The sequence below is a fragment of the Lacinutrix mariniflava genome, assembly GCF_001418015.1.
Lineage (GTDB): Bacteria > Bacteroidota > Bacteroidia > Flavobacteriales > Flavobacteriaceae > Lacinutrix > Lacinutrix mariniflava.
In genome coordinates this window covers 46592-66758 of sequence record NZ_LIQG01000032.1, presented here as the reverse complement: position 1 = coordinate 66758, position 20167 = coordinate 46592, and the positions used below count along the sequence as shown (strand labels likewise).

General features: G+C 30.9%; 22 protein-coding genes. 11 read left to right on the top strand and 11 right to left on the bottom strand.

Annotated elements, in window-relative coordinates; genetic code table 11:
• Positions 1 to 72: 72 nt before the first annotated feature.
• The 3 genes from ASC44_RS16300 to ASC44_RS16290 are packed head-to-tail and all read left to right on the top strand — an operon-like array spanning position 73 to position 2360.
• Positions 73 to 408, top strand: a complete 336-nt coding sequence (locus ASC44_RS16300; RefSeq protein ID WP_055448682.1) for a tRNA-binding protein — start codon at positions 73 to 75, stop codon at positions 406 to 408.
• Positions 409 to 410: 2 nt separating this feature from the next.
• Complete coding sequence (locus tag ASC44_RS16295; RefSeq protein WP_055448681.1) at positions 411 to 1307, top strand: bile acid:sodium symporter family protein; 897 nt, start codon at positions 411 to 413, stop codon at positions 1305 to 1307.
• Between the two features lie 21 nt (positions 1308 to 1328).
• On the top strand, positions 1329 to 2360 hold the full coding sequence (locus ASC44_RS16290) for a 1-acyl-sn-glycerol-3-phosphate acyltransferase (protein ID WP_241491446.1): 1032 nt from the start codon (positions 1329 to 1331) through the stop codon (positions 2358 to 2360).
• Between the two features lie 69 nt (positions 2361 to 2429).
• Here the strand turns inward: ASC44_RS16290 and ASC44_RS16285 are convergent, their stop codons facing one another.
• Both ASC44_RS16285 and ASC44_RS16280 read right to left on the bottom strand, forming a co-directional pair.
• On the bottom strand, positions 2430 to 2828 hold the full coding sequence (locus ASC44_RS16285; RefSeq protein ID WP_055448680.1) for a PUR family DNA/RNA-binding protein: 399 nt from the start codon (positions 2826 to 2828) through the stop codon (positions 2430 to 2432).
• Positions 2829 to 2918: 90 nt separating this feature from the next.
• Positions 2919 to 4676 (bottom strand): ABC transporter ATP-binding protein, encoded by a 1758-nt coding sequence (locus ASC44_RS16280; protein WP_055448679.1) that lies wholly within the window; start codon positions 4674 to 4676, stop codon positions 2919 to 2921.
• 144 nt (positions 4677 to 4820) lie between these two features.
• Between ASC44_RS16280 and ASC44_RS16275 the strand changes: the two genes are divergently transcribed.
• The 7 genes from ASC44_RS16275 to ASC44_RS16245 all read left to right on the top strand — a co-directional run bounded on the left by ASC44_RS16275 (position 4821) and on the right by ASC44_RS16245 (position 9924).
• Entirely contained in the window at positions 4821 to 5927 is a 1107-nt protein-coding gene (locus tag ASC44_RS16275; RefSeq protein WP_055448678.1) for a Glu/Leu/Phe/Val family dehydrogenase, read from the top strand.
• A 134-nt stretch (positions 5928 to 6061) separates the two neighbouring features.
• Positions 6062 to 6973 (top strand): transcription antitermination factor NusB, encoded by a 912-nt coding sequence (gene nusB, locus ASC44_RS16270; protein WP_055448935.1) that lies wholly within the window; start codon positions 6062 to 6064, stop codon positions 6971 to 6973.
• Positions 6974 to 7029: 56 nt separating this feature from the next.
• Positions 7030 to 7521, top strand: a complete 492-nt coding sequence (locus ASC44_RS16265) for a DUF1573 domain-containing protein (RefSeq protein ID WP_055448677.1) — start codon at positions 7030 to 7032, stop codon at positions 7519 to 7521.
• On the top strand, positions 7521 to 7814 hold the full coding sequence (yajC, locus tag ASC44_RS16260; RefSeq protein WP_055448676.1) for a preprotein translocase subunit YajC: 294 nt from the start codon (positions 7521 to 7523) through the stop codon (positions 7812 to 7814). The genes ASC44_RS16265 and yajC overlap by 1 nt, the downstream gene beginning before the upstream one ends.
• A 426-nt stretch (positions 7815 to 8240) precedes the next feature.
• The gene (locus tag ASC44_RS18465) at positions 8241 to 8447 is read left to right on the top strand and encodes an SMP-30/gluconolactonase/LRE family protein (protein ID WP_055448675.1); all 207 of its coding nucleotides are present in this window, start codon (positions 8241 to 8243) and stop codon (positions 8445 to 8447) included.
• 49 nt (positions 8448 to 8496) lie between these two features.
• Positions 8497 to 8739, top strand: a complete 243-nt coding sequence (locus ASC44_RS18460) for an SMP-30/gluconolactonase/LRE family protein (RefSeq protein ID WP_083476332.1) — start codon at positions 8497 to 8499, stop codon at positions 8737 to 8739.
• Positions 8740 to 8916: 177 nt separating this feature from the next.
• Positions 8917 to 9924 carry a LacI family DNA-binding transcriptional regulator gene (locus ASC44_RS16245; protein ID WP_055448673.1) on the top strand — a complete coding sequence of 336 codons (1008 nt, stop codon included), beginning with the start codon at positions 8917 to 8919 and terminating at the stop codon, positions 9922 to 9924.
• A gap of 115 nt (positions 9925 to 10039) precedes the next feature.
• On the opposite strand, the gene ASC44_RS16240 is transcribed toward ASC44_RS16245, so the two are convergent.
• The 8 genes from ASC44_RS16240 to pepT form a co-directional block, all read right to left on the bottom strand.
• A complete protein-coding gene (locus ASC44_RS16240; RefSeq protein WP_241491445.1) occupies positions 10040 to 10486 on the bottom strand; it encodes an SET domain-containing protein in 447 nt (148 codons plus the stop codon).
• 47 nt (positions 10487 to 10533) lie between these two features.
• Positions 10534 to 10842, bottom strand: coding sequence for a hypothetical protein (locus tag ASC44_RS16235; RefSeq protein WP_055448672.1), 309 nt, complete (start codon positions 10840 to 10842; stop codon positions 10534 to 10536).
• 15 nt (positions 10843 to 10857) lie between these two features.
• Positions 10858 to 11931, bottom strand: coding sequence for a cytochrome d ubiquinol oxidase subunit II (gene cydB, locus ASC44_RS16230; protein WP_055448671.1), 1074 nt, complete (start codon positions 11929 to 11931; stop codon positions 10858 to 10860).
• 3 nt (positions 11932 to 11934) lie between these two features.
• On the bottom strand, positions 11935 to 13266 hold the full coding sequence (locus ASC44_RS16225) for a cytochrome ubiquinol oxidase subunit I (RefSeq protein ID WP_055448670.1): 1332 nt from the start codon (positions 13264 to 13266) through the stop codon (positions 11935 to 11937).
• 308 nt (positions 13267 to 13574) lie between these two features.
• A complete protein-coding gene (locus ASC44_RS16220; RefSeq protein WP_055448669.1) occupies positions 13575 to 14399 on the bottom strand; it encodes a hypothetical protein in 825 nt (274 codons plus the stop codon).
• Between the two features lie 278 nt (positions 14400 to 14677).
• On the bottom strand, positions 14678 to 15331 hold the full coding sequence (locus ASC44_RS16215; protein WP_083476331.1) for a toxin-antitoxin system YwqK family antitoxin: 654 nt from the start codon (positions 15329 to 15331) through the stop codon (positions 14678 to 14680).
• A gap of 316 nt (positions 15332 to 15647) precedes the next feature.
• Positions 15648 to 16487, bottom strand: coding sequence for an alpha/beta hydrolase (locus tag ASC44_RS16210; RefSeq protein ID WP_055448667.1), 840 nt, complete (start codon positions 16485 to 16487; stop codon positions 15648 to 15650).
• Positions 16488 to 16833: 346 nt separating this feature from the next.
• Positions 16834 to 18072 carry a peptidase T gene (gene pepT / locus ASC44_RS16205; RefSeq protein ID WP_055448666.1) on the bottom strand — a complete coding sequence of 413 codons (1239 nt, stop codon included), beginning with the start codon at positions 18070 to 18072 and terminating at the stop codon, positions 16834 to 16836.
• A gap of 139 nt (positions 18073 to 18211) precedes the next feature.
• Between pepT and ASC44_RS16200 the strand changes: the two genes are divergently transcribed.
• Positions 18212 to 19237: a quinone-dependent dihydroorotate dehydrogenase gene (locus tag ASC44_RS16200; protein ID WP_055448665.1), complete on the top strand. Its 1026-nt coding sequence runs from the start codon at positions 18212 to 18214 to the stop codon at positions 19235 to 19237.
• Here ASC44_RS16200 and ASC44_RS16195 read toward each other — a convergent pair.
• Positions 19229 to 20152, bottom strand: coding sequence for a T9SS type A sorting domain-containing protein (locus tag ASC44_RS16195; RefSeq protein ID WP_055448664.1), 924 nt, complete (start codon positions 20150 to 20152; stop codon positions 19229 to 19231). The genes ASC44_RS16200 and ASC44_RS16195 overlap by 9 nt on opposite strands.
• Between the last annotated feature and the right edge of the window lie 15 nt (positions 20153 to 20167).

Here is a 20167-nt window from a genome sequence, read left to right as displayed (position 1 = left end):
AAATAAAGTAACAAATATATGTTTTTACTTTTTGAGTTTGTTGGAGCAATTCAACTTCATTATCTTTAACTCATGAGCAAAACCATTCAATTCGACGACTTTACTAAAGTAGATATACGTTTAGGTACAATAACAGAAGTTAATGATTTTCCGGAAGCTAGAAATCCAGCATATCAATTAGTAATAGACTTTGGAGATTTGGGCGTTAAAAAAACATCTGCACAAATAACAACGCTTTATAAAAAAGAAGACTTACTAAACAGGCAAATTCTGGCAGTAGTAAACTTTCCTAAAAAGCAAATTGGTAAATTTATGAGTGAGTGTTTGGTTCTTGGAGCAGTAGATGGGAAAGATGTAATCTTACTAAATCCGGAAATCCCAGTTAAAAACGGAAGCACGGTTTCTTAAGGATGCAAGACTTAGATAGCGTGTCCATAAACTTTGATGCCAATGGCCTTTGGGTTTTAAATATTGCATTGGCAGTAGTTATGTTTGGTGTAGCTTTAAATATCACAATAACAGATTTTAAATTGCTTTTAAAAGAGCCAAAATTACTAATTGCTGGCGTTTTATCTCAATTTATACTTTTACCTTTTGTAACTTTTCTTTTTGTTTTAGTAATAGAACCGGAACCAAGTATTGCTTTAGGATTGTTTATGGTCGCAGCTTGTCCTGGTGGGAATATCTCTAATTTTATGACACATTTAGCAAAAGGCAATACTGCATTATCCATTAGTTTAACTGCTTTTGCTACTGTTTTAGCTGTGTTTTTAACACCATTAAACTTCGAATTGTATGGCAATTTATATCAGCCAACAGCAAATTTATTACAAACTGTAAATATTAGTTTTTTAGAGTTATTAAAACTAGTGTCTCTTATATTAGGTGTGCCTTTATTACTTGGTATGCTGGTTAGAAATAAATACGAAGTTTTAGCTATTAAGCTTTCAAAACTATTAAAGCCTTTATCTATAATTGTTTTTATTGCTATAGTGTGTATTGCGTTTTATAAAAATTTAGATGTATTTATGGACTATGTAAAGCATGTGGCTAGTATTGGAATAATTCATAATATAATAGCATTACTCTTAGGCTTTTTCGTTTCAAAATTATTCAGCTTATCGCTTAAAGATCAAAAGACGATAATGATAGAAACAGGTATTCAAAATTCGGGTTTAGGATTACTGTTAATTTTTACTTTTTTTGATGGATTGGGAGGTATGGCAATAATTGCGGCTTTTTGGGGAATTTGGCATATTGTATCAGGTCTAATTTTATCCTTATATTGGTCTCGAAATTCTAATTAAAAGCTAACTAAAACCGACTTCTTGCAATCACTTTTACTTTTTTGTGTTAAAACGTATATAAGTATTGGCCTGTTTTTCTATTTCAAAAAAATTGAAGTTAGAAAACCATTAAATATTCCTAAAAGTGCACCTGTTTTATTTCTAGGAAATCACCAAAATGCTTTATTAGATCCTTTGTTGCTAGCAATAACATCTGGAAGATACACTCATTTTTTAACGCGAGCTCAAGTTTTTAAAAAACCTTTAGTCAGTAAAATTTTAAAAGTATTGCAACTAATACCGGTATATCGTGTACGCGATGGTTGGCAGAGTATTAAGCAGAATAACGCTATTTTTAAACAATGTGTATCGTTATTAAACGCTAACGATGCGGTTACTATTTTTCCAGAAGGAAGTCATAATTTAAAGCGTACGGTTAGACCCTTAAGTAAAGGTTTTACAAGAATTGTTTTAGGTGTCTTAAATGAAAACCCAAGTACTAAACTACTATTAGTTCCTGTAGGTTTTAACTATCTAAATGCGACTTCATTTGCCGATGAAGCATTAATTTGGTTTGGGGAACCTATTCCAGTTTCAAAATATAATTTTAGTACTGAAAACGAAGCTGTAAAAATGTTAAAGGAAGATGTCTATAAGGAATTAACAAGCTTAACAACCCATATTGAAACGGAGAATTATAATAAGGTGCTTTTAAATTTAGAGCGTTTAAATGTTGATTTTCTAGAGCCAGAAGAGGTTAATAAGTGTGTAGCATCAAATTTTAAATCTTGCCAACCTAAAAAGAAAAAAAGCTTTGGTTTCCTAAAGTTGTTTTTTATACTGTTTTTAAAAACTGTTTGTATTGTTCCTTATTTTATTTGGAAATATGTTGCGCAACCAAAAATTAAAGAGATAGAGTTTACAGGTACTTTTAGGTTTGCCATTGCTATTACGCTTGCACCATTATGGATAGCGTTATTAGCTATCGTGGTGTCTGTTTTCTTCTCTGTAGGTATTGCTGTTTGTTTTATTATTTCAGTATTAATAATAGCTCTATTGGCAGTTAAACTTTAAGTAAAAAAAAAACACCATTTCGTAAGAAACAGTGTTTTTAAAATTAGTAGCCAAGGCTATTGGTTTGTTTTATATATCGTCAAAATCTACATCTGTAAATCTACTTTCTGCAGAGGTTCCTTCTTCGGCAGCATCAGGTGTAATTGTTTCAGTTGGAGTATCGTACTCTTTTTTGAAATCTTTTTGATGGCGATCACTAATGACTTCATCACCTTTTTCAGCAATAACATAATCTGTCATTTCTTGTAAAATAGTATTGAACTCTTTAAAATCTTCTTTGTATAGGTAAATTTTATGCTTCTTGTAGTGAAACGAGCCATCATCATTTGTAAACTTTTTACTTTCCGTAATTGTTAAGTAGTAATCTCCAGCTTTAGTAGCTCGAACGTCAAAAAAATAAGTACGCCTTCCAGCTCTTAAAACCTTAGAGTAAATCTCCTCTTTCTCCATCATCTCGTTATTATGCATAATTGTAGTTTGTTGTTATTGTGTTTCAAAAATATAAAAAAAATAAAACCACGCAACATTTTAAGGTTTTTCTTTTAATAGATTTATTACCTAAATAGAAGCGCTTTCACTCAATTGCTTTAAGTAAAGGTCTTTATAGTAGCCATCGCTGTCAATAAGTTGGTTATGTGTTCCGTTCTGTACAATTTTGCCATCGTCTAATACTATAATATGGTCTGCATTTTTAGCTGAAGAGATTCTGTGACTTACAATTATACTCGTTTTTCCAGTCGATATATTTTTAAGATTGTTTAGAATTTTTTCTTCGGTTTCTGTATCTACAGCTGAAAGGCAATCATCAAATAATAGTATTTTTGGTTCTTTAATAATTGCTCTAGCGATAGAAACACGTTGTTTTTGTCCGCCAGATAAAGTAATACCACGTTCTCCTAAAATGGTTTCGTAACCATTAGTGAATTTTGCAATATTTTTATGGACTTGTGCATTTTTTGCAGCAGCAATCACCTCGTCGTTAGACGCATTTTCTTTACCAAATTTTATATTATTGTTTATAGTGTCACTAAATAAAAAGGCATCTTGCGGCACATAACCAATAGCATCTCTTAAGCTTGTAAGGTTAAGTTTATCGATTGGTTTATTATCGATTAATAATTCACCTTTATCAATATCGTAAAGTCTTCCAATTAGATCTAGTACAGTCGATTTTCCAGAACCGGTCTTACCGATTATAGCAAGTGTTTCACCAGAATTCACTTTAAAACTAACGCCTTGTAAGGCTTTAATATTAGTGTCGTCGTAAGTAAAATGGACATCTTTAAACTCAATGTTACCTGTTATTAGAGAGGGCTCAGGACTATTGTTTTTTATTTCAGGTTCAATTTTTAGAAACTCGTTTATACGTTTCTGGGATGCTTCAGCGCGCTGAACAATAGATGTTACCCAGCCTACAGTTGCTACCGGCCAAGTTAGCATATTTACATAAATTATAAATTCAATAATGTTTCCAAGGGAGATTTCACCATTAATATATTGTTTACCTCCAATATAGATAACTATAATGTTACTAATACCAATAAGTAGCAACATCATTGGAAAAAAGAACGACTGCACACGAACCAAACTTAATTGTTTCTCTTTACTGGTCTTGGCTAGTGTATTAAAATCGGCTTGTGTTTGTGGTTCAATACCATAAGCTTTAATAACAGAAATACCACTAAACGCTTCTTGAGTAAAGGTTGAAAGTTTAGATAAATATTCTTGTACAACTGTGCTACGTTTGTGGATTTCTTTACTAATTAAATAGATTAAAACAGATAAAATAGGTAATGGAATAATAGTATAAAGCGTAAGTATTGGAGCTTGTTTAAACATAAAAACTAAAGCAACAACAAATAAAGTAATGGTATTTATACTATACATAATTGCTGGTCCTGCATACATTCTTACTTGCCCAACATCTTCACTAATTCTATTCATTAAATCTCCAGTTCTATTTTTTTTGTAGAAGTTTAGAGAGAGTTTTTGATATTGTTGGTAGATTTCATTCTTTAAATCAAACTCTATATAACGCGATACATTTATAATGTATTGGCGCATAAAAAAAGTTAATACGCCTGCTATAATTGCAGTACCTATAATAAGCAAAATATTATTTAGTAACTGGCTCTTGAAATCTACAAGCGAATTTTCAGGATGTTGTAATTGGTTATTTACAATGTCTATAATAGACCCAATTAGTTTTGGCACATATACCTTAAAGAGAATTGAGATAATTGTAATTGCAATTCCAATTAATAATTGCGTTTTATATTTTAAGAAATATTTATTAAGATGCTGTAATTCTTTCATTTACAGTTTTGGTGTTATAAGTTCAATTATGAAATACATAATTTAATCGCTTTATTTTTGCAATAATATCAATATTTGTTATTTTAGCGTGTTCATTTTATGGAATCTGTAAAATGTAACCTAAATTAATTAAACGAATAATCTATGGTTTCAGAAGTTTTAAACACAAACGAATTACATAAAATCGATCCAGTATTTGGACAATTATCATTCGATAATCACGAACAAATAGTTTTTTGCAACGACAAAGATAGTGGATTAAAAGCAATAATTGGTATACATAATACTGTATTAGGTCCTGCCTTGGGAGGAACAAGAATGTGGCAATATAATAACGAATGGGAAGCATTAAACGATGTCCTGCGTCTCTCTCGTGGTATGAGTTTTAAAGCAGCCATTACAGGATTAAACCTTGGAGGCGGAAAAGCTGTAATTATTGGTGATGCTAAAACCCAAAAAACGCCAGAATTAATGAGGCGTTTTGGTGAATTTGTTCATTCCTTAAGCGGAAAATACATTACTGCAGAGGATGTAGGTATGGAAACGAGCGATATGGATCTAGTTCGTGAGGTTACACCTTATGTTACAGGAATATCGGAAAGTAAAGGAGGAGCAGGAAATCCTTCTCCAATTACTGCTTATGGTGTTTTTATGGGAATGAAAGCTGCCGCAAAGTATAAGTTTGGAACGGATGTTTTAGAAGATAGAAGCGTAATCGTTCAAGGTATTGGACATGTTGGCGAAACACTTGTAGAGCATTTAACAAATGAAGGAGCAAAAGTTATTATTACAGATATAAATGAAGAACGCCTTAACGAGGTAAGCTCAAAATATGGAGCACAAATTTATAGAGGAAACGATATTTATTCTGAAGATGTAGATATTTATGCACCTTGTGCATTAGGAGCGACTATTAATGATCAAACTGTTAATAAAATACGAGCAAAAATAATAGCAGGAGCTGCAAACAACCAATTGGAAAACGAAAATATTCATGGTAAAATACTGCAAGGTAATGGTATTGTTTATGCTCCAGATTTCTTAATTAATGCCGGCGGAATTATTAATGTTTACGCAGAATTAGAGAATTATGGCAAAACTGAAATTATGCGTAAAACCGAAAATATCTATAATACCACTTTAGAAATATTAAATAATGCTGATTTAAATAACCTTACAACACATCAAGCAGCATTAAATATTGCACAAGGAAGAATTGATGCAAGAAAAAAAGAAAATTCTAGCAATTAATATTAATTAATAATTGGTATTAGTATTCATAAAATATACTATTTTTGCAGAGCGAAAGTGACCATCACTTTCGCTCTAATTTTTTTAAGTTCTTTGTAAAGATGCTAAGTAGAAGACACATTAGAATAAAAGTAATGCAAGTACTTTATGCCTTTAGTGGTAGTGAAAGTGATGATTTTTCAAAAGATCAAAGATTTTTGTTAAATAGTATAGATAATATGTACAATCTATATTTACTAATGCTCTCTTTAATGATAGAGGTACAAAAACGTGCCGAAAGTCATTTAGAGAAAACTACGCAAAAGCATTTAGCTACAGCGGAAGAAAAAAATCCAAATCGTAAATTTGTAAATAACGAAGTACTCGCAATGCTTAAAAACAATGAGCAATTGCAGGCAAAATTTGAAGCGAACCATATTAATAATTGGGAGCTTGATACAGAGTACGTAGATGTTATTTTTAAAGAATTGTTAGCTAGCGATATTTATAAAGAATATCTAGAAACAACAACAACAACTTTTAATACAGATCGTAATTTTATTGTAGATGTATTTAAAGAAATAGTTGCACCTAACGACAAACTTTATAATTATTTAGAAGACAAACATTTAACTTGGTTAGACGATTTGCCTACCGTTAACACGACTATACTTAAGTTATTACGTAAAGTTAAGAAAGATTCTAGTGCGTTTCATTTTTTACCAAAATTGTATAAGGATATAGAGGATAAAGAGTTTGCAATTAAGTTGTTTAAAAAAACGTTGTTAAATCAAACTGCTTTAACCGAAGAGATTTCTAAGAAAACTACCAATTGGGATAGTGATCGTATTGCAAGTATAGATCTTATGTTGCTTAAAATGGGAATTTGTGAGATTCAAAGTTTTCCATCGATACCTACAAAAGTAACTATTAACGAATATTTAGAAGTTTCTAAAGAATATTCAACACCAAAAAGTAGCGTTTTTATTAACGGTATTTTAGATAAACTTGTTAAAGAATATCAAACTGAAGGAAAACTAAATAAAATTGGTCGTGGCTTGATGTAGTTCAAAAATATTCTTATTTTTGCATTGAAATACCAAAATATTTAAAAAATTAAATTATGAAAAAAGTAGTATTATTATTCAGCGCATTATGCATGATAGCATTAACTTCATGTAAAGAAGATGCAACAAACGCAGTAGACGATACAAAGGTTGCAGCAGCAGCAGTAAGAGATCAAGCGGCATCTAAATTTCCTGTAATTCAATTTGATAGACCAGAGCACGATTTTGGTGAAATTATTAACGGTACTCCAGTTGAAACAGTATTTACATACAAAAATACAGGAGAGTCTCCATTAGTAATTACAGATGTAAAGAGTTCTTGTGGTTGTACTATTCCTAAAGATTGGTCTAGAGAACCTTTAGCTCCTGGAGCAGAAGGAAAGTTTACAGTTAAATTTAATGGTAAAGGAAACAACAAGATATCTAAAGCAATTACAGTAACTGCTAACACAGAAAAAGGTAGAGAAGTTGTTAAAATTTCTGCTTTTATTAAGCCAGATCCTAACGCACCAGCAAAAGCAACTCCATTATCTCCAGTTATTAAGTAATGGGAGATCTTATGAGTATGCTACCTATAGTAGCGATGTTTGCTGTAGTGTATTTCTTTATGATTGCACCGCAGATGAAACGTGCTAAAAATGAAAAAAAGTTCGCTTCAGAATTAAAACGAGGAGATAAAGTAATTACTAAAAGCGGTATGCATGGTAAAATTGCAGAGCTTAACGAAAAAGATAGTAGTTGCATTATAGAAACTATGTCTGGAAAGCTAAAGTTCGATCGTGCTGCCATTTCAATGGAAAGCAGTAGAGCATTAAATGCACCAGCAAAAATAAAAAAGTAATTCTATTTAATTACATATTTAAAACCTCAAGCTTATGCTTGAGGTTTTTTTTTGCTCTAACTTATAGTATTGTTTTTTTTATTTTTAACCCACTATATTTTACCATCAATTCTAAATATAGAGGGCTATGTGCTTAAAACCGCCTAATTGTTGCTAGTAACCTAATACTATGACTTTGTATTTAATTTAACGGAAAACTAGCAGCTCAAGAGTCTTCAAAAAGAGTGACTACTAAATAAATAAGTAAGTAATAATCCTCATGTTGCTAAATTGGAATATTGAGCTGGACTGGCACTTGTGGAAGGTGCACTTTGGAATTATAAAATATATGAGTTTTTTTGATTGATATTATAGGAAAAGTCTTTCCTAATTTAGGAGTCAAAAACAAAAACTAAAATTGCATTTCAAACACCATCGTAGATTGTTATGGTAGAGCCTTTTACAAAAGAAGAAGTTGTTGTAGCATTAGAACATGATGTCTGTAAATTAGATTTAACAGCAAGTATTTTTTCGGTATTATCTAATGTCGAATCAAAACTTATAGAAAATAGATTTAACGATGGTAAATGCGATCCATTAGGAAATCTTTGGGTTGGCTCTATGCATCTTAATCAAAAAAAAGAACAAGGATAGTTTATATAAAATAGATAAAGCAGGTAATGTAAAATAAAGGTTAGATGGTATTAGTCTTTTTAATGGTATTGTTTGGGCTAAAGATAAATCTACCATGTATTATATAGATACACTAACAGGAAAAATTAAGGCTTTCGATTTCGATAATAGTAATGCAAGAATAAGTAACGAACGCGTAGCAGTAGAAATATCTAATAGTATGGGATTTGGCGATGGTTTTTCAATAGAGGAAGAAGATATGCTTTGTGTTGATTTATGGAATGGTAATAGTGTAGTAAGATTTATATCCTAAAACAGGAAAACTATTATCTAAAATAGAAGTGTGAGCGCATAACGTATCAAAATATGCATTTGATGGTGTTTAACGTGGAATCTTGAGAATTTACTTCATTTTAAAAGGAAATAAGCATTCTATTATACTTTAATAAGTATATTTTCTATCTTGTTCTACTTATCATTCATACGCAATATGATTACACTAAAAGAATTAGCCGAAAAACTAAATGTTTCTATCTCAACAGTTTCAAAAGCCTTAAACGGAAGTAATGAAATTGGTGAAGCAACAGTAGCACGCGTTAAGGAAACAGCTAAAATGTATAATTATAAGCCTAATCGTGTGGCTTTAAGTCTTAAAAATAGTAAGACAAAAACTATTGGTGTAATTATTCCAGATATCTTAAATCACTATTTTGCTAAAGTCCTATATGGTATTGAAAAGGAATCTGCAAAGCAAGGTTATAATATAATTACATGCCTCTCTAATGAGTTATATGAAAAAGAAGCAAATAGTCTTGAGCTTTTAGCTAATGGTAGTGTAGACGGTTTTATTATGTCTATTGCTGAAGAAACCCAAATTAAAAAGAAAACCGATCATTTCAAGGATATTCTAGACCAAAAAATTCCTATTCTAATGTTCGATCGTGTTGCAGATGAAATTGATTGTGATAAAGTTATTATGAATGACTTTCAAGTTGCTTATGATGCAACAATGCAGCTTATAAAAGAAGGGCGGAAAAATATTCTTTTGATAAATAATATAGATGGACTTAGTGTAGGAAAACTTAGAGCTAAAGGTTGTTATAAAGCTATAGAAGATGCTAAACATTATGACAGTAGTTTAATTGAAATGAAAATAGCTAAAATTTCATGTTTAGAAGCTGAAATTGAAGCATTTTTAAATACTCATAAAACAATAGATGGAATTGTAGCAATCGACAATATATCTGGTGTTGTTGCTTTAAATTCGGCTAAAAAGAAAGGTTACATTATTCCTAAAGAGATGTCTATCATTGGTTTTAGTGATGATAATGTGTTGCCTTTTACAAGTCCTAAATTGTCTACAGTGGCACAACATAGTGATGCTATAGGCGAAGCTTCTGTACAAATATTAGTGAACCGTTTAGAGTCTAAAGAACCTACAGATACGGTTATTCGAACAATAGATTTTTCTTTAAATTTAAGAGAAACAACTCTCTAGTCTATAAGGAGTTGTTATTGCCAATAATTTGTAATAAATAGATATATTTTATAGAGCAGCTTTAGGTAAAATTTACATTATAATTATTTTTACCTCTTAATATTTTCGTTAATTATTAGCCATGCCTTTTCCAATACGCTTTACCATAACCACAAAATATTTCTTCTCTAGATTTAATTTTTTTAGTTGCTTTTATGCAAACATTATTATCATCGTCTAGAGTTATTTTTGCATTATTTTTAAAAGGACTATCACTTAAGCCTTTAGTATCGTTCGCATATTTTGCAAAACAATCTATATGCATGCTGTCCAAAATGGTGCCATCTAATAGATTAATAAAATACTTGTCGTTATTTTGTTGCGTCCTTTCTTCTGCTTCTTTAGCATTTAAAATTTCTCCTTTAAATATAGTTATTACTTCGTTTTTATAAATATTTATGGCAGTATATAATCCGTTACCCGCATTTTGTATTTGCGAAAGCTTAATGTAGAGATAGTCTTCTTCAGAAGCTTCAATGGTGTTGGTTTCTATATAGGTGTTTTCAGAATTTGGTGCTTTCAAGTTTAAGGTCTTATATAATAGAATAGGTTAACTAATAGAATTTAAATTTACACTTTATTATTGTTATTCATTTTATTCTTTAACTTTTTTATAAGAATAACAGCTAAAGCACCTCCTAAAAGAGAGACAATACAATTGATAATAAATAGCCAAACATGAAACATTCCATCTGCCATTATAGAGAACGGATTAAAACCGAACCTTCCTAAGGTCTTAATTAAGAATATGCTCCCAAAAACACCAGCAATTGTATTACCGATTAAACCAAAGGAATATTTTTTTAGAATATAACCAGCACTATTAGAGCCAATTATACCTATAAGAATGCTAATTAGAGAAATTAAAGTATCTGTCATAACAGTATCTTTTTACTAATGTCCATAATCCATTTTATCTACTTTTCCACCCATTAATCTTTTTTGAATAATCATGTAGACAAAAAGAAGAATAAAACCTATAATTCCCCAATTTAGGGCTACCGATAAACCATATTCTGACGCCGAAGTATTATATATAGTTAAAGACTCATTAATATTATTAATTGATGGTAAAATTACTGGAAATAATGAAGCCAAAGAGGAGGTTATACCACCTAACACTAATAAGGTTGAGAAGGTAAAACCATAAATATCTTTTTTAAGTTTCTTAATAAAAAACAACCCAACTAATCCAGTAATATAAATAATCGGAAAAATGATTAAATAAGGTCTATTAATAAAATTATCTAAGGCATTTGGGTTCACTATCTGCCATACAATTATAGAAAATAGTGTGAGTATAACTAAAACAATGTTTAGTTTAAAAATAACACCTTTAAGTTTGTTGTTTATAGAGGAATTTGTTTTTAATATAATCCAGTTAGCACCATGTATTGCTAAAGTTACAACAGATATTAAGCCTATAATAATTGTGAACCAATCTATAATCCCAGGAGTTTTGCTTAATGGACTAAATGTACTATCCCATAAGGGTAGGAAAAAATAATGACCTTCGTAAACAGAGACTCCGTTTTCTACACCACCTAAATTTACACCTCTAACAATGTTGCCTAATGCAATACCAAAAAATAAGGCTAATAATAAACTTGCTACTCCAAAGGATTTGTCCCAAATATCTTTCCACATTTGATAATGAAACTGACCTCTAAATTCTAAGCCAATAGCTCTAAAAATAATTAGCCACAATACTATTATTAGTGGCAGGTAAAAACCACTAAAAACGGAGGCATAAAACGTAGGGAAAGCCATAAATAGCATTCCTCCGGCAGCCACTAGCCATACTTCGTTAGAATCCCAAAACAAACCTGCGGATTTTGCAATAACTTCTTTGTCTTCTTCTTTTTTGGCAAAGAATAAATGAATAATTCCTGTTCCAAAATCGTAGCCATCTAGAATAAAAAACATGGCTAAAACAGTTGCGATTATTATGTACCAAAATACTTCCATGATTTAATGTGTTTGAGGTTTAGGACCTTGGTTAATAGTTTTACCAACCAAGACTAAAAATAATAAGCCTAGTAACATGTATAAAGCAACAAAGCCAAGTAATGTAAATAAGGTGTTACCAGAAGAAACTGTTGGAGAAATACCGTCGCTTGTTCTTAATAAGCCATAAACTAAATAAGGCTGTCTACCTAATTCTGCAACATACCAACCAGTAATATTGGCGATGTATGGAAACGGAACCAAAAACATAATAGTCCATAGGAGCGTTTTAGAACTATAGAGTTTTTTTCGCCATAAAAAGAAAAGTGCTAGTGCCATTACGCCAATAAATATAGTGCCTAAACCAACCATAATATGATAGGAGTAATAAAGCGCAGGAATATTGTCTGGTAATTCGTCTTCTTTAAATTGATCCATTCCTGGAATTTGTTTATCCCATTCTTGGTGCGTTAAAAAACTTAATACATTAGGTACAGCAATTTTATTATCAAGCTTCTTTTCTACCATATTTGGCTGCCCAACCAATACAATTTCGGCTCCTGCGTCCTCGGTTTCAAAAATTCCTTCCATAGCTGCAAAAGATGCAGGTTGGTACTTTGCTACATTTTTAGCATTCCAATCTCCCGTCGGAAAAGCTAATAAAATACTAGAAACTAATCCAAAAACAACTCCGGTTTTTAAAAATAATTGTCCGTATTCTGTTTGTTTATTTCTTAAAACATAAAAAGCACCTATACTAGCTACTACAAAAGAAGACGTTACAACAGAGGCTAGTTGGTTATGCAGAAAAGCTGGCAAAAGCCACGGGTTTGTAAATAATGCCGAAAAGTTTTGTAATACAAATTTACCATTGTCTAAAATTTCGTAACCTACTGGATGTTGCATCCAAGCATTGGTTGCTAGAATAAACCATCCACTTGCCCAAGAGCCTAAAAAGACTAAAAATCCGGTTAAAAAATGTAGTTTTTGTCCCATTAGTTTTTCACCAAAAATAAAGAGTGCTAAAAAAGAAGATTCTAAAAAGAAAGAGAACATGCCTTCCATAGCTAGAGTCTGGCCAATAATACCACCGGTTAATTCAGAAAATTTAGCCCAATTAGTACCGAACTGAAATTCCATAGGAATACCTGTTACAACGCCCATTGTAAAATTGATAGCAAAAATTTTCATGAAAAATTTTGCAGCGTTGTTATATTTTTCAAGGTTATTTCTAAGGTATTTCCATTTAAAATAGACTATCAATAAAGATAATCCCATGGTTAATTGTGGAAATATATAATGAAAAGTGATAGTAAATGCGAATTGCAATCTATCGTAAAAGAGCATGTCTTCCATAGCCTTGATTTAGACTATAAAAATACGACAGATAGAGCGATTTTATTGTAACATTTATTACAAATGTTGCATTAAAACTGTTCTTTTTGGGATTGTAGTTTTCAATAAAAACCTTTAAGGTTATTGATTTGAGTTTCGTATGTTTTCTTTGATTTTGGAAAGGTTCGTTTAACGTTGTTGTGTATGATTGGTTGCGTGATTTAGGCAACTAAGTTAGCAAATAAATCACAGATAGAATATTCCGCAGGAATGTTCGTAAGTAGGCTTAAAACAAGCCATTAATTATACACGGTGTTAGCACAAGTATTTTATAATTCGTATTTCCATTCCTTTTTTTCTTTATTAAATTCAATCGCTAAATGTCGAATATAAGGAACAGGAACATTCGTTTTTTTATGCTTTTTTATTTCCCATTTCGGGATTTTTTTCACTAATTCAATTGCGTCTTTCTCAAATTCAGTTAGTGGTTTTCTTAACTTTATTTTAAATTCAGTTGGAAGGTTGAATATTGAATCTGTTTTAAGTTGATAACCAATGTGTGTAGTTACCGAATTTAGATTACCGTTTTTATCAACAAATAATTTTAACCAAGTAAAAGGTCTTTCGTAATCTTTAATTTTTCCAGTTTTTAATATAGAATCAATATTAGAAATCGGTTTTGTGTAATTAAAATCGTGTTCAAATTGATAAATGTAATTTTCCAATTTGAAAGAATTTCCATTGTCTAAAATTTTCTGCTCACTTTTTGAAATAGTTCTTCTGCATAAAGGTTTTGAATTTGAACAATTGTAGCCAAAAGTCAGTTTTTCATTCCAATAGTTTGCATACACAAGCCAGTTTTCGTCTTGATTTACACTCCAATCACACGAAGTCCATTCGCCAGTATATTTTCCTTCAGATTTGAAAGTGAATTCCATTATTTTTGGCTTATCACTTTCTTTATAGTGCTTTGAAATTTCAAAAGTAACGGTGTAAGTCAAAGAGTCAATCGCATAAACTTTAGAGACAACTTTACCTTCAAAAACATATTCAGCAGATTCAAATTCAAGAATCGGCTTTGGTATATCGCAACTACAAGCAAAAGTTATAGCTGAAATCAGAAAAGTTAATATTGTCAGGATGCGTTTTTTCATATTTGTGCTAATGTTTCGTTGGTATAAAAGCGTTTCAATATTCTATATCATACGTTAAACGAAGTTCGACTATTTATCTTACAAAGTCAAGTTTCTAAAAACCAAAACAGCCAAAACAAAATGTATTCTGGCTATTGTTTGGGATTCCTTTTTTTCTTCAGAATTAATGTTTTAAAATTTTTGAAGAGGTTCGTTTAACGTTTAGTTTATGGTTAATTGCGAGGATTTTCGTAAGCAAGGTAGAACTAGCAATAAGTTATATGCTTTGTTAGCAAACGTTAGTTGTTTTCAGAGCTTTCTATCATTGTGCCATTTTCAAATGTTGCAGTCTCCTTTATTTTTCCATTTTCATAATATAATACCCACTTTCCATTTCTATTTCCATTATCATATTTTCCAATTGAAGACAATTTTCCATTATCGTAATAACCTTTCCATTCACCTGAAGTTTTACCGTTTATAAATTCCCCTACACTTTTTATTTTTCCATTAGTATGATATTCTTTCCATTTGCCAATTGGTTCACCATTTTTATAATTCCCAACTTCTTTTAAAATACTATTTTTATAAAATACTTTCCATTTATCTTGAAACTTTCCATCTTTAAATTTTCCGATTTCTTTTAGTTTGCCATTATCATAAAAGCTTTTCCATTCTCCAATTTTCAATCCGTTATGGAATTTTCCAATTTCTTTTAATGCTCCATTATAATGATAGAACTTCCATTCGTTTGTTGGTTTGCCATTTTCAAATTGAGCGAATACATTTAGTTTTCCATTGTCAGAATAAGCTTTCCAAATCCCTACTTGTTTTCCATTTAAATATTCTCCAACTTGCTTTATTTGACCATTTTCGTAATATGTCTTTTGAATTTGAGCGCTCAAAGTATTCATTATAAAAAACAATAATAAAAAGAATAGTGTACGTTTCATTTGTAGATTTTCGTTTTTAATGTCTCGCTGATATAAAAGCGTTTCAATGTTTTATATCATACGTTAAACGAAGTTCGACTATTTATTTTACAAAGTCAAGTTCGTAAAACCAAAACAGCCAAAACAAAATATGCTTTGGCTATTGTTTGGTTTTATTTTTTTTCTTCAGAATTAATGTTTTATAATTTTTGAAGAGATTCGTTTTACGTTGTTGTATAAGAATAGTGCGGTTTTGTGTGCGAGGATTTTCCGAAGGAAAATCAGACGTAACAAAAGAGCACTAACCTTTAATTAAGCACTAATTTAAGCATTATTTTTATACAGTGTTGGCAACAGTATTTGTTGTCCATTTGATTATAATATTCAAAGCATTTTCATCAATTTCATAAAGTGAATTATAATCTTTAGTTTTATAAAAGTTATCAATTCCAATTCTTAAAAAATGATTTAAGCCTTCCAAAATTTGTATTTCAATTTTCGGATTGTTTAATTCTTTTAAAAGTTTGTATGTGTTTACACTATTAACTACTGTATCATTAGTTCCTGTAATAAATAAAACAGGAATTTTTAAACTTTCATAAACTTCTTTAAAAGTTGTTTTTCCTTTTTTAGTTTTAAATTTATGATTTAAAAATTCTCCTTTTTTTTCAATTGGTGTTGACATTAAAATTAAAAAGTCAATTTTCAATCCTTTTTGCAAAGCATTTACACTTGCATAACCACCATTACTATGACCAAGTATCCCAATAGTTTTGTTAGATAAAGAATCAACTTGCCTTAGCTTTCTGAATGCATAATATAAATCGGAAATATTCTGTTTTATGTTTCGTTTATATTTACCTTCAGATTTCCCAATTCCTCTATCATCATATCTATATACAGCAATTCCGTTTTTCAAAAATCTCTCAGCCATAACGTAATGCGAATGTCTTGTATCTTTTCCACTTCCTGGTGCTATAATTACTATTTTAGAGAAATTTGTTTTAGGAGTTATTAAGGTTCCACTTAATTTAATATTTTCTTTTGTATCAAGAAAATTAATCTCTTGAGAATGATAATTTTCTAATGAATCAATTTCTTTTTCAAAATCAAAAATTTCTTGACCGAAACCTACGTTGAAGCTTAAAATAAACATTAAAATAAGTACTGTTCTCATATTGTTGCAAAGTCTCGTTGATATAAAAGCATTTCATTGTTTTAAATCATACGTTAAACGAAGTTCGACTATTTCTTTTACAAAGTCAAGTTCGTAAAACCAAAACAGCCAAAACAAAATATGCTTTGGCTATTGTTTGGTTTTACTTTTTTTCTTCAGAATTAATGTTTTATAATTTTTGAAGAGGTTCGTTTAATGTCTCTCTAATATAAAAGCGTTTCAATGTTTTATATCGTACGTTAAACGAAGTTCGACTATTTATTTTACAAAGTCAAGTTCGTAAAAACCAAAAACAGCCAAAACAAAATATGTCTTGGCTGTTAAATTTATAGTAATAAAATTCTGTTTATTTTTTCTCTGCAGTAAGCTCACAAATTTTGCAAATAACTTCGGTCGCTTTAATCATACTTTCTACTGGAACGTACTCGTAACGTCCATGAAAATTATGTCCGCCAGCAAAAATATTAGGACAAGGTAAACCCATATAACTTAATTGAGAACCATCTGTTCCACCACGAATGGCTTTAATTAATGGCTTAATACCTACTTGTTTCATGGCTTCTTCGGCAATATCAACAATATGCATTACAGGCTCTACTTTTTCTTTCATATTAAAATATTGATCTTTAATCTCTATTTCAATAACCTCTCTGCCGTATTGCGTATTTAATTCATTAGTTAATTTTTGCATCACTTCCTTTCGTGCTTCAAAATGTCCTAGATCATGATCACGAATAATGTATTCTAATTTAGTGTCTTCAACTTCTCCTTTAATAGAATATAAGTGAAAGAAACCTTCGTAACCTTCTGTATGTTCTGGTGTTTCCATGCGTGGTAAAGAGTTTATAAACTCTGTAGCAATGTACATAGAGTTTACCATTTTACCTTTAGCGTAACCAGGATGTACTATTTTACCTTTTACTGTAACAACAGCTCCTGCAGCATTAAAGTTTTCGTATTCTAGTTCTCCAATTTGGCTACCATCCATTGTGTAAGCCCAATCTGCACCAAATTTCTTAACATCAAATTTATGTGCACCACGACCAATTTCTTCGTCTGGTGTAAAGCCAACTTTAACGTCTCCATGTTTTATTTGCGGATTAGCAATAAGATATTCCATTGCAGAAATAATCTCTGTAATTCCAGCTTTATCATCTGCTCCTAAAAGCGTAGTACCGTCCGTAGTAATTAGGGTCTGACCTTTGTATAATAATAAATCGTCAAAATAGTCTGGAGACAACACAATGTTTTCAGCTTCGTTAAGCATAATGTCCTTACCATCGTAACTCTCAATAATTTGAGGTTTTACGTTGGCTCCTGTAAAATCGGGAGTTGTATCAAAATGCGAAATAAAACCAATAGTTGGTGTGTCGTGGTCAACATTACTAGGTAAAGTTGCCATAATATAAGCGTTCTCGTCTATGGTTACATCGCTCATGCCAATAGCCTTTAGCTCGTCTACTAATATGTTTGCTAAATCCCATTGTTTTGCAGTACTTGGTGTTGTGTCGCTTTCTGGATCCGATTCTGTATCAACTGTTACGTAACCTACAAAGCGTTTTATTATATCTTGTTTTGAAATCATTTTATCAATGTTTTATTTTATGAATTCGAGTGAGTAAACTTAATAATCCTCTAAGTTTCAAAGTTACAAATATTAAGTTTTTTGGCTTTTGAATTGTTCATCTTTTTTTTTAGAAGTACTTTTGTGCAAACATTATTAGATGTACAAATTATTACTACGCCCATTATTTTTTCTTTTCGATCCCGAGAAGGTTCATTATTTTACTTTTTCTTTAATAAAATTCACTTCAAAAATTCCTGGAGTAGCAGCTTTGTATAGAAGCATGTTTCTTATTGAAGATGCTAAACTAGAACGTAAACTCTTCGGTTTAACCTTTAAAAACCCAGTAGGATTAGCAGCAGGTTTCGATAAAAATGCGGTTTTGTATAACGAATTAGCAAACTTTGGTTTCGGTTTTATAGAAATAGGTACAGTAACACCAAAAGGACAAGCAGGGAATCCTAAAAAGCGTTTGTTTAGACTTAAAGACGATAAAGGGATTATTAATAGAATGGGTTTTAACAATGAAGGACTCCAAGCTGCTATAACACAACTTAAAAATAATAAAGGCAAGCTAATTATTGGTGGAAACATTGGTAAAAACACGCAGACAAAACCAGAAGATTATACTAAAGATTACCTAGAGTGTTTTAACGCTTTACATCCGTACGTAGATTACTTTGTATTGAATGTAAGTTGCCCAAATGTTGGGAGTCATGCAAAATTAAATGATAAAGATTATTTGTTAGAATTGATTGGTGCAGTGCAAGCTGCGAATAAAACATTCGATAAACAAAGACCAATACTTTTAAAAATCGCTCCAGATTTAAATAACGGACAGTTAGATGAAATTATAGAATTAGTTGCCGAGACAAGTCTTGATGGTGTAATTGCCAGTAACACTTCTAACGATAGATCAGGTTTAAAAGCATCTGAAGAAAGACTTACTGAAATAGGAAACGGAGGTTTAAGCGGACAACCAGTTTTAGAAAAGTCTACACAGGTTATTAAATATTTATCTGATAAGAGTAAAAAATCCTTTCCAATTATTGGAGTAGGAGGCATACACTCTGCAGAAGATGCCTTAGCAAAAATTGAAGCAGGTGCAGATTTAGTACAAATTTATACAGGTTTTATATACGAAGGACCTTCGCTTGTAAAACGCATTAATAAGGCCTTATTGTAAGACTAATTTCTGAGTTTTAGAGTTTCCTTTATTATCATTCATTTTAACTAAATAAACACCTTTATTTAAGTCTGAGGTATTCAGTTCAAAACGATTATTAGAAGTAGAAATAGAGATGTCTTTAACTTTACTCCCAAGAATATTATAGATTTCTACAGATTTTAATTTAGCAATTGAGCTGCCTAAAATACTAACGTTACCGTAAGACGGATTAGGAAATAATTTTAGTTTTTCTACGCTTTCAAATTCTGGAGTACTTAAAGTCGAAGATTTAAAAGTTATAACCAATTCGCCAACCTTATTGCTATTAAATGGTGCGGCAGTAATCATGGAAATAGCTACTGCTGGATTTGTTGGTGCATTGGCAGAATTATAGTTGCTTCCACTATCTGTACCAGAATCATACACGAAAACATCTAGTGTAAAAGATGGTTTCCAGTCTGTATTTAAATCATTTCTAAGATCTAAACTATTTATGGCTATAAACCAATCTGGACTTGGTGCAATCATAGAGACCAAAGTTAATAAATGGTGTTCTTCAGTTACTTCAATATTAGTAATTGTGGCACTTCCGTTTTCAGCATTGTTTGGAGAGAAAGCACTATCAAGCCATTCTTTTGTGTTTGTAGAACTCTGTACCTCATTCATAAAAGTACCATTATTTCCTAACTCAGCCATGTTTTTAATACCTGTAGAGGCATTTTGACCTAGCTCTAAATATTCATTTTCATTTTTATGTGTCGCTCCAACCAAATTAGAATAGTGATCGTTTGCTGGAATAGAAGTGTGTTCGCTAGCATTCCAAGTACTATTAAAAGTAACATCGTAGATAGCAGAACTTTGTGAATGACTGTTAATACTAAAAAGTATAACAAGACTGAATGCTAAATATGTTAATAGAGTAGTTTTTTTCATATGTCATTGATTAAT

Coding starts and splice junctions, on each gene's coding strand:
- ASC44_RS16245 (WP_055448673.1), top strand. CDS start 8,917: ATGATTACACTAAAAGAATTAGCCGAAAAACTAAATGTTTCTATCTCA.
- ASC44_RS16280 (WP_055448679.1), bottom strand. CDS start 4,676: ATGAAAGAATTACAGCATCTTAATAAATATTTCTTAAAATATAAAACG.
- ASC44_RS16285 (WP_055448680.1), bottom strand. CDS start 2,828: ATGCATAATAACGAGATGATGGAGAAAGAGGAGATTTACTCTAAGGTT.
- ASC44_RS16210 (WP_055448667.1), bottom strand. CDS start 16,487: ATGAGAACAGTACTTATTTTAATGTTTATTTTAAGCTTCAACGTAGGT.
- ASC44_RS16295 (WP_055448681.1), top strand. CDS start 411: ATGCAAGACTTAGATAGCGTGTCCATAAACTTTGATGCCAATGGCCTT.
- ASC44_RS16265 (WP_055448677.1), top strand. CDS start 7,030: ATGAAAAAAGTAGTATTATTATTCAGCGCATTATGCATGATAGCATTA.
- ASC44_RS16235 (WP_055448672.1), bottom strand. CDS start 10,842: ATGACAGATACTTTAATTTCTCTAATTAGCATTCTTATAGGTATAATT.
- ASC44_RS16225 (WP_055448670.1), bottom strand. CDS start 13,266: ATGGAAGACATGCTCTTTTACGATAGATTGCAATTCGCATTTACTATC.
- ASC44_RS16220 (WP_055448669.1), bottom strand. CDS start 14,399: ATGAAAAAACGCATCCTGACAATATTAACTTTTCTGATTTCAGCTATA.
- ASC44_RS16275 (WP_055448678.1), top strand. CDS start 4,821: ATGGTTTCAGAAGTTTTAAACACAAACGAATTACATAAAATCGATCCA.
- pepT (WP_055448666.1), bottom strand. CDS start 18,072: ATGATTTCAAAACAAGATATAATAAAACGCTTTGTAGGTTACGTAACA.
- cydB (WP_055448671.1), bottom strand. CDS start 11,931: ATGGAAGTATTTTGGTACATAATAATCGCAACTGTTTTAGCCATGTTT.
- ASC44_RS16215 (WP_083476331.1), bottom strand. CDS start 15,331: ATGAAACGTACACTATTCTTTTTATTATTGTTTTTTATAATGAATACT.
- ASC44_RS16300 (WP_055448682.1), top strand. CDS start 73: ATGAGCAAAACCATTCAATTCGACGACTTTACTAAAGTAGATATACGT.
- ASC44_RS16200 (WP_055448665.1), top strand. CDS start 18,212: ATGTACAAATTATTACTACGCCCATTATTTTTTCTTTTCGATCCCGAG.
- ASC44_RS16195 (WP_055448664.1), bottom strand. CDS start 20,152: ATGAAAAAAACTACTCTATTAACATATTTAGCATTCAGTCTTGTTATA.
- nusB (WP_055448935.1), top strand. CDS start 6,062: ATGCAAGTACTTTATGCCTTTAGTGGTAGTGAAAGTGATGATTTTTCA.
- ASC44_RS18465 (WP_055448675.1), top strand. CDS start 8,241: ATGGTAGAGCCTTTTACAAAAGAAGAAGTTGTTGTAGCATTAGAACAT.
- yajC (WP_055448676.1), top strand. CDS start 7,521: ATGGGAGATCTTATGAGTATGCTACCTATAGTAGCGATGTTTGCTGTA.